The organism is Flammeovirgaceae bacterium SG7u.111 (assembly GCA_034044135.1).
In the GTDB taxonomy this organism is placed as follows: domain Bacteria; phylum Bacteroidota; class Bacteroidia; order Cytophagales; family Flammeovirgaceae.
Map to the genome: position 1 here is coordinate 6827964 of CP139021.1, position 15510 is coordinate 6843473.

Sequence of the window (15510 nt, forward strand, 5' to 3'; positions counted from 1 at the left end):
AGAAAAAAGTAAAACTCCAAAAAACATTTTTTTCTAACATCTATTCTGAATTGATACACTAACTCGGGGGCAATTCAAGCGGATGCTTGAAATTATGGTTTCGGCACGAGCGAGACGCTCGCGCCAGCTTTTTTCTTTTTTTGGAAAACCTATTTTTGATCCTAAGATACTGTGTCAGTTCATCTATTCTCTAGCTTCTCTTAATCTCCATAAACTAGTTTTCTGGGGCATTAAGTTATTCCTTGCCTTGCTCCTAATTTATACATTCTACTAATCAAGACTTCACCTTTATACTCGTACAATTTTCCGAATAGATATCTTCTTCTAAGATGATCTTGATTACCTCGTCGTGGTCGAGCGTTGTACCCAGCATTTCCATCTTTACCCCCTCTTCTTCTTGCTTAAATACTTTCCCAGACTTGTCCCATTTGTAAATACTGTGCCCAGTCCTCACCATTTTGCCATCGGCTACGGTTCGGAACACAAAATTATCGAGCGTGGTGGCATAGTTACTTCCCCTTGGCAAAGTTGTTTTCGATACATATTCCGCTTCTTTCCCCATACTTTCAAATAGCTCGCAAAGGCAAATTCCTTTGATTTTCTCATCTTCTATCTCTATGATGGAATAATGGATGCATTTCCACTCACCTGCTATTTTCTTACAAATAATATTGACCAACTGCGTACCCTTCACCAGCATACTCCCCGACTGGGAAATAGAATAATGGTCTACATAAGAAGCTATCCCGATATCATCTCTCACGATGGTGTTTAAAATATCACCTACCTTGTGCGAAATTGAGATCCCTTCATCTCGCACCATATTATCGAGGTGGTCTGCAAAGTTTTCATACCCTCCTCGCATCACATTAGTTCGGTTGGCTATGTTCACAAAAGTGATATCTACCGTAGATTTTTTGTGAAAGTATTGGAGTACTGTTTCCTTCTTCTTGGTTTTTGCCAAATCGGAATATGCCTTCGAAAAACCATAAATAAAGCTTTCTAAGCTCTTATTGGTCGACTTTACTTGTGCATTTAGCTGGTTGGAAAAAGTAAAAAGGAGAAAAAAACTAATAATAGCGAAGTAGTAACTATTTTTTATCATGTTGCTAGCTTTAAGGTTAGAGAAAAAAGGATGGTAGAGCAATTAAAGGGGCTTAGTTTAAATCTACTAATTTTTTGAGAAAAACCTGACCTTCAGCCCTTCTAGCACACAGCCTTTATTTATTTGTACGTAGTATTAGTCGCCCAAAGCCAAACATCCTCCCAAAATACTTAAAAACATCTTTACCCTCTCCAAGGTAATTTGCTTATCCTTACATTTGCAGCAAAGCAAAAAAACTGTATTCTATTCGATCAAAAAACAAGTACTCATGGATAAGCAAACCTTATTTTCCAACATACTTAGAAAAAAATCCTACCTCTGTGTTGGGCTAGATTCCGACCTTAGCAAGATCCCCCCACATTTGCTCAAGGAAAAAGACCCTATTTTCGAATTTAACAAACAAATAATAGATGCCACTGCCGATTACTGCGTGGCCTACAAACCAAATATTGCCTTCTACGAATCTATGGGAACAAAGGGCTGGGAAACCTTGGAAAAAACTTTAGAATACATCCCAAAAGATCAGTTCACCATAGCCGATGCGAAGCGTGGGGACATTGGAAACACTTCTAAAATGTATGCAAAGGCATTTTTTGAGCAAATGGACTTCGACTCCATCACGGTTTCCCCCTACATGGGCAGCGATTCGGTTACTCCTTTTCTAGAGTTTGATGGCAAGTGGGTAATCTTACTGGCCTTGACTTCTAACATTGGCAGCAGGGATTTCCAAAATCTCGAAACGGGCGATTACCAACTTTACCAAAACGTGCTCGACACCAGCAAGCATTGGGGAACAGCTAACCAGCTTATGTATGTGATTGGGGCAACCCGAGCCGAATATCTGAAAGATGTGAGGGAAATTGTGCCCGATCATTTTTTCTTAGTACCAGGCGTAGGCGCACAGGGCGGTAGCCTAGAGGATGTCTCAAAATATGGAATGAATAGTTCTTGTGGCCTACTAGTCAACTCTTCTCGTGGAATTATCTATGCCTCAAACGGAGAAGACTTTGCGCAGGAGGCAGGCAAAGCAGCCAAAGCACTACAAGAAGAAATGGCCGTGTATTTAGAGAAGTATTTGTAAAACTGGTTACTAGTTGCTTGTTTCTAGTTGCTGGTTAAAAAAAGAAAATCTAGCAACTAGTAACAAGCAACCAGAAACTGCCACCTACTTATAAGCAAGCTTAGCTGAACCAAGTAAAACTAAATTATTCAAGATTCTTACCAGTTGAAGAAAACCCATGTTCATAGATTTTAGAAGCGATACAGTTACCAAGCCCACCGAAGGCATGTTGCAGGCAATGATGACCGCCGAAGTGGGCGACGATGTGTTTGGCGAAGACCCGACCATTCAGAAGCTGGAACAAAGGCTGGCAGAGATGTTTGGGATGGAAAAAGGGCTTTACTGCCCCTCGGGCACTATGACCAACCAAATTGCTATTAAGCTGCTCACCAACCCTATGGAAGAGCTTATTTGCGATAGGCTTGCCCATATTTACAACTATGAAGGCGGGGGCATTGCTTTCAATTCTTCGGTGAGCACACGCCTAGTCCATGGAAAAAAGGGGATTATGACGGCAGATATGGTCTTGGAAAATATCAACCCCAATGATATCCACCAACCAAGCACCACCCTTGTAGCCCTAGAAAATACGATGAACAAAGGAGGGGGTAGTTATTATACACTGCCCCAAATTGCGGCGATTAGTAAGGTTTGCAAAGAAAACAACTTGTATCTCCACCTCGATGGCGCACGAGTTTTCAATGCGCTAGTAGAGACAGGAGAAGACCCGAAGGAATACGGAAAATACTTCGATACTATTTCTATCTGCCTTTCCAAAGGCTTGGGAGCACCTGCTGCTTCTGTTTTGCTTATGAGTGAAGCTAATTATCCAAAAGCACTTCGAATCCGAAAAGTGATGGGAGGAGGAATGCGGCAAGGAGGCTATTTGGCAGCGGCAGGTATCTACGCCCTCGACCATCATATTGAACGATTGAAGGAAGACCATGAACGGGCAAAAACCTTGGGCGAGACGTTGAAGATGCTTCATTTTGTTCGCTCTGTGTATCCTATAGATACCAACATTGTAATTTTTGAGGTGGACGATGCCAAGGAAATGGTTCAGCAACTCAAAGAGATGGGGATAGGCTCGGTAACTTTTGGCCCTACCCTAGTCAGGTTTGTAACCCACTTAGATATTGACGATGAAAAACTGGAAAAGGCTATTAATATTTTAAGGGGAATGTAGGATTTGTTTTAAGCGACATAATTATTATGTCTAATAGTAGCTTGTGGCCCATCTGCAACATTGCAAGCTATCCCGTTTGGAGATTTTATTAGATGTAAAAGAACCTCGTAGAGGTTCCATTATTGTAGATTTGGCCAAGCAGATGAAAACAACGCCGTAGAGCCTGTCCCGCATTTCGGCGGTATGTTGCAGAATTTGTGTAAAATGTAGGTTTCTGCAACCCCTCACGGGGTTGATAGAATGTTTATGCTAATTACTACAATTATGAAACCCCTACAGGGTTTTCTCTAAACATCTTTACAAAAATGACGGTTAATTAGTCAATCTTAATTAAGCCTCGTTCAAAAGAAAACGATTTGGCTTTAGCCTAAACTAGGCTCTGTAAATAAGCACCTAATCACTGCATTACATCTATAACCAGTGAAAAAGTTTAAATGATTTCTATTCTGAAACAACTTTTTTAAACTAACTACCTTTAGACATGAGCCTTAAAGACAACCTAGAAAAGTATCAGCTTTCATTGCCCAATGTTTCAACTCCTGGGGGTAGTTATACCTCTGTAAATGTCAGAGGGAATATCGCATATATCGCTATCCAATTCCCCATACTAAATGAGGAGTTTTTGTACACAGGGCGATTAGGAGATGAGCTTACAACAGAGCAAGGCTATAAGGCAATGGAATTATGCGCACTCAATGTTTTGGCACAGGTTGAAAACAAAATTGGGTTTGACAATATAGTAGGCCTCAACCATATTGATGCATATTTCCAATCGGGTAAGGATTGGGATGATTCGCCTAAAGTAGTCAATGGAGCCTCCGACTTATTCGTAAAAGTATTGGAAGAGAAAGGGCAACATTCGAGGGCTATTTTTGGTGTAGAAAAGCTACCAAGAAATTTTAGTGTTGGGCTTACTACTTCATTTACTACAATAGGCTAACGGTTTTACAGAAGGAGAGTAAAGACCTACAAAGTAAGTCCTCGGACATACAGACTGAGCCAATAGAAGTACAGACTGAGTCCTTGGACGTACAGACCGAGTGAAAAGAAGTACAGACCGAGTCCTTGGACACACAGACCGAGTGAAAAGAAGTACAGACCGAGTCCTTGGACACACAGACCGAGTGAAAAGAAGTACAAACCGAGTCCTTGGACGCACAGACCGAGTGAAAAGAAGTACAAACCGAGCCGATGAACGAATAGACTGAGTGTAAAGACGTTTAGACGAGCAAAAAGACATCAGTCATTACTGAATTTACAAAATAATCTTCTACATAGGATAACAAACAGAGAATATGTTCCAAAATATAGCTTGGGCAATTTTCACATTATGTTAAATAGAAGCGTGGACTTATCTATCTTAATCTGGCAATTCAACGCATACCACCCTTTGGAATTTCTAGTTTTGTCCCTACCTTCAAGATTTTATAATAGACCTATCTTAAAAGAAACATTACTTCAATACAAACCCAACAATAACATGTCAGAACTAAAACAACTAAGCTCCAAAGTAGTCTATAAAAATCGCTGGATGTCGGTGAGAGAAGATAAAGTTCAACGCCCAAGCGGTTTAGAAGGAATTTTTGGTGTAGTGGACAAGCCAGATTTCGTTGTGATCATCCCCTACCAAGATGGTTATGTCCATTTGGTAGAGCAATACAGGTATCCTGTGGAAAAGAGATTTTGGGAATTTCCCCAAGGCTCTTGGGAATTGGAAACTGATAAAAGACCAGAAGAAATAGCCATTGGAGAACTGAAAGAGGAAACGGGACTTACGTCAAGCAACATGAAGTACGTTGGGCATCAATATTTGGCTTACGGATATTCTAGCCAAGGTTATCATATTTTTTTGGCAACTGATTTGACTCAAAACGAGACCGAATTGGAATCGGAAGAAGAGGATTTGATCACTTCTAAGTTCAGCATAGAGGAATTTGAAAAGATGCTTACCGATGGAACCATAAAAGATGCAACCACGCTCTGTGCCTATAGCTTAGCCAAAATGAAAGGAGTGCTTTGATATGAAGTTGATTCTCTAAAATAATTAACTAATTTACCTCAATAACAAACTGACCCTCTGCTATGAACACCAAAATTCTAATGATCTCAAGTGCCTTCACCTTAGGCATGGTGGGAATTGCCTTATCATTTTTACCCGCTGAAATTGCCCAGTACCTAAATATCGGATCAGACGCCATATCTGCGCTTCCCTTACAGCTTCTTAGCTCCTTATATTTGGGATTTGCCATATTAAACTGGATGGCTAAGGACAACCTGATCGGCGGAATTTACAGCAGGCCAGTTGCCATTGGAAATATGACGCACTTCATCGTAGGCGCACTTGCCTTGATCAAAATGGTTACTAACATCCAATCACATCGCGAAATCGTCATCGCACTCACAGTAATATATGCTATTTTTGGCATTTGCTACGGTTATGTTTTTATGACCACCCCAAGTCAAGTAGGAAGCAAAAAATAATTTTACCCAACCACAACTATGAAAAAGACTCTCTCTCTCTCATTGTTCATGTCCATTCTTTTTCTTTTCTCTTGTAAGAAAGAAGAAAAAGCAGGCTTGGTAGAAGAAACAAAGACAATAGAAATTGATTCAGCCCAAGTGCAGGAAACCGAAACTGCTTCGGAACTCAACCAAGATTCCCTCGCCTATTGGAAGTCCATCGAACTACTTTCAGACACGGCATTGGTGGATTTGAAAAAGCTACATCCTGCCTTTATTCTCGATGTGAAATATGCCACTACCGATAACTTCACCAAGCAGGTATTGTACGAATGTGAGAAATGTTTGCTTCGCAAAAAACCAGCCCTTGCCCTTATAGAAGCGGCGAAATTTTTCGAAGGAGAAGGCTACAAGGTAAAGCTCTTTGATACGTACCGACCAAACTTTATCCAGTGGAAAATGTGGGAGATCGTATCCGATCCACGCTATGTGGCTGATCCCGCCAAAGGCTCCATGCACAACCGTGGTGCTGCCGTAGACCTAAGCCTGACCGACACAGAAGGAAACGAACTGGAAATGGGCTCGCCTTACGATTTCTTCGGGCAAGTCTCCCACCACGCCTACCAAGACCTGCCCAAAGAGGTGTTGGAAAGGAGAATCTATCTCAAAGAAAGTCTAGCAAAATTCGGCTTCGACCCCATCACCTCCGAATGGTGGCACTACTCCTACCGAGATGGGCATTACAATATTTTGAATGAATCTTTTGAGTGTGAGTAGTTCAGGTTGCGAGTTTCAGGTTACGAGTTACAGGTTTAACTTAACTCTCGCTCGGCTCTGTCGAGTGAGGAATATTTTCGGGCGTCCTCGCCCAAGGTAGCCAGAGGCTACCAAAATAGTTGCCACTCGGCTGGAGCCGAGCGGCTTGTAAATAATTTTAATTATGAAAACCCATTTTTTAATATTTCTATTTTTAGCGATAACCCTTACAGGCTGTAAAAACGACTTTTACGGTAAGACTTGGATTCCTGTTTTTGTGGAGGAGGATGGAGAAAGCCTTGAACCCAAACTACTTGATGGGTACAACATTGGTTTCAATTTTAAAAATGATACAACTGCTGAATATCATAATTTCAGAGGGAACTGGTTAGAGGAAGAGTCAATTGAATTCACTTCTGAAAAACAATTCAAACATATAAGCAAAAAGAATAAAGTCTACCTACATGATATTCTTTTTCAGTCAAAAGATAGCTTAGTTATTCAATATCATTCTTCTACTTCTGATAGCAGTAATAGTTTCTTCATAAGATATATCCCTATCCCTCAATCAAAAATTTATTCTTCTACCGATGAAATGAAGTTTTTCTTACTGAACAATTATTGGATATATGAAATCGATAGCATGCATTATGAAGTAGAATTTAGTTTTAATAAAAGCATTAGTAAAGGCTATATAGATGCTTACGACACAGAGTATCAATGTACAGTCCATCAATATACAAATGGAAAATACCAAGAAACAATGAACTGGAATTGGAACTTAGTTCAAAATGGTGATACCTTCATTTTGCAAATAGGAGATATTTATAATCACTATTATACCTATGAAACGTTTTATATTACCTCAATGACTGATAGTTCTTTAACTACTAGTGCTTGGTATAAGGGGAAAAAAGCAAATGTGACTTTCAAGCAGAAAACTTATCAATCAGACTATTGGAATAGCGTACGGCTTATTCTAACTTCAAAGAGATGGAATATTTCAGAAGCTAAAATCATAGAAAATGAATTGGACCTTGGAACGATGTATGGACTCACTTCAATAAACCCTGATTTAACTTTAAAGGAGGATGATTTACATAGCAATATTTTAAGCTATAGATTTGACTCCAATAAAAGTTTTCAACTGTTAAAAGGAGGAACAATTATTCAAGAGGGTTCTTGGCATTTATACCCTAACGGTACAATATTATCACTTTACAACCATCGCAAGGTTGATAATGAGTACTTTTACTCCATTCCAAATACACATATCAATATTTTGAGCATTGAGGATAGTATTCTTAAGATTCGCAAATGGGAAGAGTTTTATTTAAACAACCAAGATTACTCCTTTATTTCTAAAGAAACCATCCAAGTCTGGAAGTAATCAAATCACGCTTTGCCCCCAAGCTTGGACTTAAGAATCATCTCTCGCTCGACCCTGCCAAGTGAGGAATATTTTCGGGCGTCCTCGCCCAAGGTAGCCTGAGGCTACCGAAATAGTTGCCACTCGGCTGGAGCCGAGCGGCATGAATGCGGCTAAAAAAATCACACAACTGCTTTTGCCCCCTTCCTCATAAAGCCCATGTTGGCTGTTGCCAAGAAGGCTGCCCCGAGGATAAAGAAGATGATCATGGCTAAGAGGCTGTTACGCATGCTGCCTGTGAGTTGTTCTATGAAGCCGTAGGAGAAGGTACCGATGACGATGGCTACTTTTTCGGTGATGTCGTAGAAGCTAAAGAAAGAGGCGGTGTCTTTGGAGGTTTCGGGGATAAGCTTGGAGTAGGTGGAGCGGGAAAGTGATTGTACCCCTCCCATCACAAAACCTAGCACAGCTGCCAATATGAAAAATTGGTATTCCTCTTGGAGTAGATATCCTCCTACACAAACGCCCATCCAAATCAACACGGCGAGCATCAGGGAAAATTTGTTGCCTTTTTTCTCAGAAATAAAAGCAAAAACATACGCCCCTAGCACGGCTACTATTTGCAAGAGCAAGACCACCATAATGAGCTTGTCACTTTGCATATTTATTTCGGCTTCGGCAAAAAGTGGAGCGAGCAACATAACGGTTTGTACACCCATGCTGTAGAAGAAAAAGGCGGTAAGAAAACGGATGGAAACATGTCGGCTTCTGAGCTGAGCCAGTACTTCTGTAAGCTCTTCAAAGCCTTTGCCTATTACTTTTTTGGAAAGTTTATTCCCCGTTGGTCTGTCTTTCAGATACTTAAAAGCAATGTGGGAAAACAAAAACCACCAAATGCCTACTTGTAAGAAAGCCAAGCGAGTAGCCTCACCCGTACTCGCTATCCCAAACGCTTCATAATTCATGATCAAGACCAAATTGGCTACCAACAAAATTACGCTACCGATGTAGCCCATGGAAAAGCCCTTGGCACTAACCCTATCAAGTCGATCTGGAGTAGCTATTTCAGGCAGAAAGGCATTGTAGAACACCAATGCACCGGCATAGCCCACACTAGCAAGCACAGCACAGGTGATACCATATTCGATATTCCCCCCGTGGAAAAAATAAAGCGCCAAGCAAGCCAATGAACCTGTGTAGGTAAAAAGCCGCATGAAAAACTTTTTCCTTCCACTATAATCGGCTATGCCCGAAAGAATGGGCGATAAGAAAACGATGATGAGGAAGGAGAAAGAAATGGCATAGGTATAGAGCACCGTGTTTTTAATCTCCAAACCAAAGAAATTGAGCATATCCCCACCAAAGGCTTCCCTGGTAGTTGCGCTATAATAAACGGGGAAGATTGCCGCGGTGATAGTAAGGTTGTATACCGAATTGGACCAATCGTAAGAACACCACGCGTTTATGGTTTTCTTATCGTTGAGTGGCATTGCCGCAGTTTCAGAGGGTTGGTTCACGTTTTAAAAGGTTTTGTTTGGATTAACCCCCGAAATATAGGAAGAAAGTTACGGGTTTCAAGTTTCGGGTAGCGGGTTGGGCGAAAAAATTAACGACGTTACTTGAAGTAACGTCGTTAATATGGGATTTTACCTATACCTTATTTGAGACGCCCAGATTGGGCGTCTCTACGCCTTGCTGTTCCTAAATCGCTTGTAAAGGAAGAGTTTCCATTTTTCTTCGGCTACGCCCACTTTGTCCATTTCCGCCCTTGCCATGATGAAAAACAAATCTGAAAGTCGGTTGACATACGCAACAATGTATTCTTCTACGCAGTCGGGATCTTCGAAAGCGAGGGTCACCAACCTTCGTTCTCCACGCCTGATCTGGGTGCGGCAAAGGTGGCACAAGGCTGAAACTTCATTGCCCCCAGGTAAAATAAAATAATCGGAAGGTTCGCCCATGCCTGCTTCTAGCTCGTCTATCCATTTCTCACAAAACTCAGGACCATCTACTGGCTTGTCGTTTTTGTTTTCTTTGTTTGAGTCGGAAGGCCTGGCGAGGTGGGACATCATGTCCATCAGATCTTTTTGGATTTTGTGCAAGCCGGTTTGCCACTCATGGTCAGGGCCAAGCTTTGCCCTCAACATCCCTATGGTGCAGTTTGCCTCGTCGAGTGTACCATTACATTCTATGCGGGCAGAATCTTTTCTTTCCCTTTTACCGCCAAAAACACCGGTCATGCCTTTGTCGCCTTTTCTTGTATATACTTTCATTGGTTTATGGTTTTTTCTTTTCTAATTCTTATTTCAAGAAACTGCAACTCACAAAATTTCTTTAAGCTTTACGAATGGTTGCTGGTTTCTAGTTCCTTGTTACTAGTTTTTTAAAAATTTTAAAACGGCTTATAGTTTATGGATAAAACCCATTGCTAGAAGTCCCGTTCAAGTGCAAAATAATTTTGGCTTTAGCCCAAACTACTTGAAGAAGTTTCCTAAAGTAACTGGTTTCACCTGCGAAGTATTCTTTTCTTAAAACAAGCATTTTTTCAAATCGAAAAAACTCCTGAGCTGCAGAGCGACCCAGGAGTAAATTTGGATATAAATTATTTATAAAATCGTTAGAAGCTGTTTGAGCTTTTAGTTTCTGTTAAAGTGACTTCTTATTCTTTTAGAACCTAAAACGATATTTTGCCATGAAATTCCTTCCCATTAGGTTGTAGCCACGTTTCTCGTAATAGTTCTCATCGGTAAGATTAGCTACTTGTAGCACTACTTCGTGAGAAGGTGTGAAACGGTAGCCTGCTCTTAAATCGAGAGTCATAAATGGAGGATATTCAATCTCTATGTATTGGCTGTAGCTACTCCAATCACGGTCGTAGCGGTTGCCCACATAGCGCCCCGTTAAGCCTACTGATATCTTCTTCAGATTATCGAACTCTATCCCAAAGTTGATGTTCTCTTTGGCTACGTTGTGCATGTTTGTCTCAATTGGTTCGCTCACGCCATAGTGGTCGGCAATCTCTTTCGATTCAAGGATAAATACTGGGTTGGCAAATACTCTCAAAGAATAGCTATTTGCCGCCAACGAACCAAAGTCAAATGCGATGTTCATTTCCAATCCGCTCAAGGTACTTTTATCTGCATTGATGTAAGAAGTAACCGATGCAATAGTGTCGCCCGCTGGGGTCAATTCTATTCCAGTTGGGTAAGTCACTTCTTCCAAAGCATTGTTTTTGAACTTCGTGTTGAAATAAGTAGCGCTTAATAGGAATCCATTTTTGGCAGAACCGTCATAGGTAAAGCCAAGGTCAACGGTGGCGCTTTCTGGATTTTTCAAATCGGGATTTCCTTTTGTGATATTTACATTACCCGGCTTGCCCCATACACTGCTTTCGCTGTAGCCAGCTACATTGAATACCGAAGCAGGTGTGAAGCCTTTTCCATAAGTAGCTTTTAGGCTAAGATCAGGTAGTAGTTTGTAATTCAAGCCCAAACTTGGGTTAAACATGTTGATATCCTGATTCCTATCTTCATTCTCTATCAGGTCTGTCTTCTTGAAATCGTATTGCACCATTTCGTAGCGCGCACCCAGTTGGGCAATCAGTTTATCATTTAGCAAATTGAATTGTGCCTGTGCATAAACGCCTGTTGAGATATAAGCATAATTTGGATTGTAAGGGGCAATACCCGTTCCGTCTTCGGCAAATCTTTCTGAAGTGTAGCTAGCATTGTTGTGATCCAATCCTACCGTGAGCAAGTGCTTGCCAAAAGTAGTCCTGTTTTTCACCTGAAAACCTTTCCAATCGTTGGTATTATCTGCCGATTTGTATGGATCTATCGCATCAACTTCGCCTGTAGTCCAGTTCGATTCATAAACCTCGTACCGAGCTGAAGATTCCGTACCAATAAACCCTGTGATGCTCAGTTCATTATTTTGATTTAGCTTACCCGTTACATTCACGTCGTAAGAATTTCTTGCAACATCTTTCAAGCCGGGGTATTTATCTTCATCGGCAATGTCACCAGGGCTGTTCACATCATTGGCTATCAACATATCTCCCTTTACATCTATCCTCCAGTTGCTGTTCAACCGATAACCAAGGCGAAGTGCTCCAGCAATTTTATTATAGTTCGTATGTGCTCTTGTTTCTCCATCTCCACGGTTATCCATCACTGTTGCAGTAGAATCATTTGCTCTGAAATGCTGTGTTGCTTCATCCCAGCCAAAAGCATCTCTGAACACATTTCCTCCACCCATTTTGAAATCATCATTTTGGTTGAAATAATTCATACTCGCATCAAAATCGAGTTTTTCAGTAATATTTCCCCCAACACTTCCTCCAAAGTTGAAGGTATTGTACGAACCGTACCCTCCATAGGCGTTACCACTAATTTTACCTCGCGTTTTTTTGGTAATAAGGTTGATAACACCTCCCATTGCTTGTGCGCCGTAAAGCGCCGAAGCTGGTCCTTTCAAGACTTCTACTCGCTCTACATTGTTCATGTCTACAAGGGCTAGGTTGGTTGCTGCGGCAGGTCTTCCGTCTATCAAGAGTAAGGTGCGCTGGTTCAACCCGCTAAACTGAGGACGGAAACCACGGATACCTACGCCAGAAAGCATACCAGGGTACTGTACCACATCTACTCCTGCATTTTTCTTTAGCACATCGGTAAGGTCAGCTGCTACTGTATTTTCAATGGTTTTGGCAGAAATAACTTCTACACGCTGGGGAACATCTTTGATATACGCTCCCGTTCTGTTGGCTGTTACCACAACCCCATCTAATAATTGCCCGCCTTCTTTGAGGGTGATCTGCAAATCATCACCCAGTTCTACTTCTTGGCTGGTAAAGCCTACATGGCTAATCACCAATATCGTTGACCCTTGAGGCACGTTGATGGCAAATTTTCCATCTGCATTGGTAATTACACCAATGGTGGTGCTCTTTACCAATACATTTACACCTGGAATAGGCAAATTGTCTTCCGACATCACCGTTCCATTGACTAACCTGCTCTGAGCCGATACTGAACTGGGAAAGAGACTAACCAAACCAGTCAGTAACAGGCCCAAAAACAAGTTGGTAAATTTCTTATAACCTAATAGTAGATTTTCAGTCTTCATCTAAAATGAGTATTTAATTAAATTGAAAAAAGTAAGGATAGTTTGCTCGCAACATGTGCGGCTTGAGTAAAAACTTATTGAAGTTTCTTGTAGTAGTACAATTCGTAATCGGGCAGTAATTCTGGGTGGAAAATCTTGATCATATCGCTGAGTACCAAGTGAGGGTTGAGCGTTCCAGACTCCCAATAATCATTGCCTTCATTGTAGGGACTGATGCGTTTACGGTTGTTATACAAATTACCGTTTTTTACAGGTTTGAACTCTGCAAACCTTGAATCTACATCCATTGCTTCCTTCTTAGATCCCATATAGCCAATATTTATCCAGTAATCGGCCTCAAGACCGTGAGGATAAACCGCTTCTATATCGAGCCTTAAGCTCACACCCGAAGTATCGCTAGCCCAAGGCCAGTCCGCACCCGCATCTTTCAGCAACTTTCCTGCATAGGTATTGCCAGCACCAACATACCATACTCCTTTGAAAGGCAAACCTGAAATCACTTTAGGTCTATAATCTACGTCAGCAGCAAGTGCAACCAGGTCTTTATACTTCTTTTCGATCTTGTCAAACTTTTGATTGGCCAGCTCTTCCTTATCGAATAAGGCTGCAACCATTTTCACCCATTCGGCACGGGCAAGCATACTGCTTTCCATCCAGCCCGATTGGTAAACCACGGGTGTTCCGTTTTGCATTATGTTTTCAAAGTGATCAAATTCTGATGATGAGGTACCAGAAGCCATGATAAAATCTGCTTCTAACGACAAGACTATTTCAGCATTGAGCGAGCCAGAATTATTCACCTCAGCTATTTTCCCCTCAGCTATCATTTTTCTCACCTTCTCGTTCACTAAGTATTTGGCACTTGAAATACCTACCAATGCAGAAGTTTCATTTACAAAATCTACTTGAGCTACATGGGGGCTATAAAGCGTAATGATTCGTTTGGCGGGAGTTTGAATACTTGGAACCCCTTCAAAACCAACAGGTTTTTCTGTTCCTCGAGGGTATAGCAAATAAGTAACTGTATCGTTTTTGTGGCGATACGGGCGGAAAACATGCAAAAGCTTATAGCCCTCAAAATATTCTACACCAAAACCTGTAGCATACTTGACCTCCATTTTTGGAGTAACTTTTTTAGCTTCTAATTTTTCTTGAACAACAGTTTTGTCCTTTTGGCAAGAAAATGTGATGAGTGCTAAGAAAAGAATCAAAAACACAGCCTTGGCACACCCTGCACCAATCATCTGTTCGGACTTTTTTGTCCTGAGTTTTGTTGAATGAATTAATTTCATAATTTCCCTGCCTTCCACCCCGAAAGCAATAAACATGAAGTGCTGGGTAGGTCTTCTGGCTTCTCCTAAAATTGGCAGGTCTTCCCATCCCATTGCTTAAAATTGGAACAGTGACTTGGGTCTTTGCCAACTCCTTTTGGTGGAGTTACAGCAGCGGGGGCTGCACCGGAATCTAACCGGTTTCCCTTTTTAAGCTTTCTCTTGTGTTTGAAGAGAAAGCCACCGCAACACAGGGGCAAATGTAGATATCCTTTTGGATTATTCAACTCTACCTCGCTCAAAAAATAAGATGATTGTTGTCATTTTTTATAAAAACAAGAAGCAAATCAATCCTCAATATACTGAAAAACAATCAATTACATTTCAATAAAAAATATACCAAAATAGCAGATATTTTATATTCTTGACCAAATTTCAAAAGTAAAAGGATAAGGGTTCAGCTCATCTGGCTCGCAGTGCTTCGCTGAAGTGAGTGTCCATTCGGCTTCGTCAAACTTGGGGAAAAAGGAATCTCCCTCAAAGCTATGATGGATGCGGGTGAGGTACAGCCTATCTGCCAAAGGGAGTGCTAAGCGGTAAATTTGTTCACCTCCAGTGATGAACACTTCTTCCTCCTTACAACTATCAACGGCTTCTTTCAGGTCGCCAAAAGTCTCAAAACCTTCCTTTTCATAGTTTACATCACGAGTAATAAGGATATTTCTCACACTTGAAAAAAACATATCTGACGATTCGGCAGTTTTCCTACCCATGATTATGGTATGGTTTTCGACAGTTTTCTTATAATACTCTTGGTCGGTCGGCATAGACCAAACCAATTTGTTGTCTTTACCCAAAACATAATTTTCCGAAATAGCTGCTATAAGTGAAATAATCATTTGCTTACCAATTAAGATTTTTTGTAGTGGTGAATAAATTAAAAAATTGAAACTGACCTCCAAATCTTTTTTATCATACAAAAAAAGATTTTTCACTACCAAAAAAACACCTTTCTTTAACATTAAAAACCTCATATTTTGCACAAGGTTTTAGGAAGAAGAATAGTATTTGATTGATTCAACTTATTCTTTGAATAATACCACATTTTTGAGCTTACTCAGCCATATATCAGGGTGATTTACTAAAAGATTAATAGTTGGCAAATTACCAAGTAACTGG

General features: G+C 40.9%; 14 protein-coding genes and 1 riboswitch. Of the genes, 8 read left to right on the forward strand and 6 right to left on the reverse strand.

All coding sequences use genetic code 11. The features are described from left to right. Nucleotides 1-274: 274 nt before the first annotated feature. Nucleotides 275-1105: a hypothetical protein gene (locus R9C00_26315; GenBank protein ID WPO35214.1), complete on the reverse strand. Its 831-nt coding sequence runs from the start codon at nucleotides 1103-1105 to the stop codon at nucleotides 275-277. A 268-nt stretch (nucleotides 1106-1373) separates the two neighbouring features. Between R9C00_26315 and pyrF the strand changes: the two genes are divergently transcribed. The 8 genes from pyrF (at nucleotide 1374) to R9C00_26355 (ending at nucleotide 7957) form a co-directional block, all read left to right on the forward strand. Then, nucleotides 1374-2186: an orotidine-5'-phosphate decarboxylase gene (gene pyrF, locus R9C00_26320; GenBank protein ID WPO35215.1), complete on the forward strand. Its 813-nt coding sequence runs from the start codon at nucleotides 1374-1376 to the stop codon at nucleotides 2184-2186. Nucleotides 2187-2343: 157 nt separating this feature from the next. Beyond that, nucleotides 2344-3351 (forward strand): GntG family PLP-dependent aldolase, encoded by a 1008-nt coding sequence (locus tag R9C00_26325; protein ID WPO35216.1) that lies wholly within the window; start codon nucleotides 2344-2346, stop codon nucleotides 3349-3351. A 481-nt stretch (nucleotides 3352-3832) separates the two neighbouring features. Then, entirely contained in the window at nucleotides 3833-4291 is a 459-nt protein-coding gene (locus R9C00_26330) for a RidA family protein (protein ID WPO35217.1), read from the forward strand. Nucleotides 4292-4391: 100 nt separating this feature from the next. Then, nucleotides 4392-4559: a hypothetical protein gene (locus R9C00_26335; GenBank protein WPO35218.1), complete on the forward strand. Its 168-nt coding sequence runs from the start codon at nucleotides 4392-4394 to the stop codon at nucleotides 4557-4559. A gap of 272 nt (nucleotides 4560-4831) precedes the next feature. Then, the gene (locus tag R9C00_26340; GenBank protein WPO35219.1) at nucleotides 4832-5371 is read left to right on the forward strand and encodes an NUDIX hydrolase; all 540 of its coding nucleotides are present in this window, start codon (nucleotides 4832-4834) and stop codon (nucleotides 5369-5371) included. 62 nt (nucleotides 5372-5433) lie between these two features. After that, nucleotides 5434-5832 (forward strand): hypothetical protein, encoded by a 399-nt coding sequence (locus tag R9C00_26345; protein ID WPO35220.1) that lies wholly within the window; start codon nucleotides 5434-5436, stop codon nucleotides 5830-5832. 18 nt (nucleotides 5833-5850) lie between these two features. Next, nucleotides 5851-6588, forward strand: a complete 738-nt coding sequence (locus R9C00_26350; GenBank protein WPO35221.1) for a M15 family metallopeptidase — start codon at nucleotides 5851-5853, stop codon at nucleotides 6586-6588. 163 nt (nucleotides 6589-6751) lie between these two features. Next, nucleotides 6752-7957 (forward strand): hypothetical protein, encoded by a 1206-nt coding sequence (locus R9C00_26355; GenBank protein ID WPO35222.1) that lies wholly within the window; start codon nucleotides 6752-6754, stop codon nucleotides 7955-7957. A 161-nt stretch (nucleotides 7958-8118) separates the two neighbouring features. Here R9C00_26355 and R9C00_26360 read toward each other — a convergent pair whose 3' ends face one another. The 5 genes from R9C00_26360 to R9C00_26380 form a co-directional block, all read right to left on the reverse strand. Beyond that, the gene (locus R9C00_26360; GenBank protein WPO35223.1) at nucleotides 8119-9453 is read right to left on the reverse strand and encodes an MFS transporter; all 1335 of its coding nucleotides are present in this window, start codon (nucleotides 9451-9453) and stop codon (nucleotides 8119-8121) included. 168 nt (nucleotides 9454-9621) lie between these two features. Next, nucleotides 9622-10209, reverse strand: coding sequence for a cob(I)yrinic acid a,c-diamide adenosyltransferase (locus R9C00_26365; protein WPO35224.1), 588 nt, complete (start codon nucleotides 10207-10209; stop codon nucleotides 9622-9624). Nucleotides 10210-10603: 394 nt separating this feature from the next. Further along, the gene (locus R9C00_26370) at nucleotides 10604-13060 is read right to left on the reverse strand and encodes a TonB-dependent receptor (protein WPO35225.1); all 2457 of its coding nucleotides are present in this window, start codon (nucleotides 13058-13060) and stop codon (nucleotides 10604-10606) included. A 74-nt stretch (nucleotides 13061-13134) separates the two neighbouring features. Next, entirely contained in the window at nucleotides 13135-14352 is a 1218-nt protein-coding gene (locus R9C00_26375; protein ID WPO35226.1) for an ABC transporter substrate-binding protein, read from the reverse strand. A gap of 27 nt (nucleotides 14353-14379) precedes the next feature. Then, nucleotides 14380-14594, reverse strand: a riboswitch (cobalamin riboswitch). 153 nt (nucleotides 14595-14747) lie between these two features. Continuing rightward, entirely contained in the window at nucleotides 14748-15230 is a 483-nt protein-coding gene (locus tag R9C00_26380) for a dihydrofolate reductase (GenBank protein ID WPO35227.1), read from the reverse strand. Nucleotides 15231-15510: the final 280 nt, after the last annotated feature.

What these genes read in the sequence shown, in the direction of transcription:
- R9C00_26315 (WPO35214.1), bottom strand. Translation starts at nt 1,105, where the DNA reads ATGATAAAAAATAGTTACTACTTCGCTATTATTAGTTTTTTTCTCCTT.
- pyrF (WPO35215.1), top strand. Translation starts at nt 1,374, where the DNA reads ATGGATAAGCAAACCTTATTTTCCAACATACTTAGAAAAAAATCCTAC.
- R9C00_26325 (WPO35216.1), top strand. Translation starts at nt 2,344, where the DNA reads ATGTTCATAGATTTTAGAAGCGATACAGTTACCAAGCCCACCGAAGGC.
- R9C00_26330 (WPO35217.1), top strand. Translation starts at nt 3,833, where the DNA reads ATGAGCCTTAAAGACAACCTAGAAAAGTATCAGCTTTCATTGCCCAAT.
- R9C00_26340 (WPO35219.1), top strand. Translation starts at nt 4,832, where the DNA reads ATGTCAGAACTAAAACAACTAAGCTCCAAAGTAGTCTATAAAAATCGC.
- R9C00_26345 (WPO35220.1), top strand. Translation starts at nt 5,434, where the DNA reads ATGAACACCAAAATTCTAATGATCTCAAGTGCCTTCACCTTAGGCATG.
- R9C00_26350 (WPO35221.1), top strand. Translation starts at nt 5,851, where the DNA reads ATGAAAAAGACTCTCTCTCTCTCATTGTTCATGTCCATTCTTTTTCTT.
- R9C00_26355 (WPO35222.1), top strand. Translation starts at nt 6,752, where the DNA reads ATGAAAACCCATTTTTTAATATTTCTATTTTTAGCGATAACCCTTACA.
- R9C00_26365 (WPO35224.1), bottom strand. Translation starts at nt 10,209, where the DNA reads ATGAAAGTATATACAAGAAAAGGCGACAAAGGCATGACCGGTGTTTTT.
- R9C00_26370 (WPO35225.1), bottom strand. Translation starts at nt 13,060, where the DNA reads ATGAAGACTGAAAATCTACTATTAGGTTATAAGAAATTTACCAACTTG.
- R9C00_26375 (WPO35226.1), bottom strand. Translation starts at nt 14,352, where the DNA reads ATGAAATTAATTCATTCAACAAAACTCAGGACAAAAAAGTCCGAACAG.
- R9C00_26380 (WPO35227.1), bottom strand. Translation starts at nt 15,230, where the DNA reads ATGATTATTTCACTTATAGCAGCTATTTCGGAAAATTATGTTTTGGGT.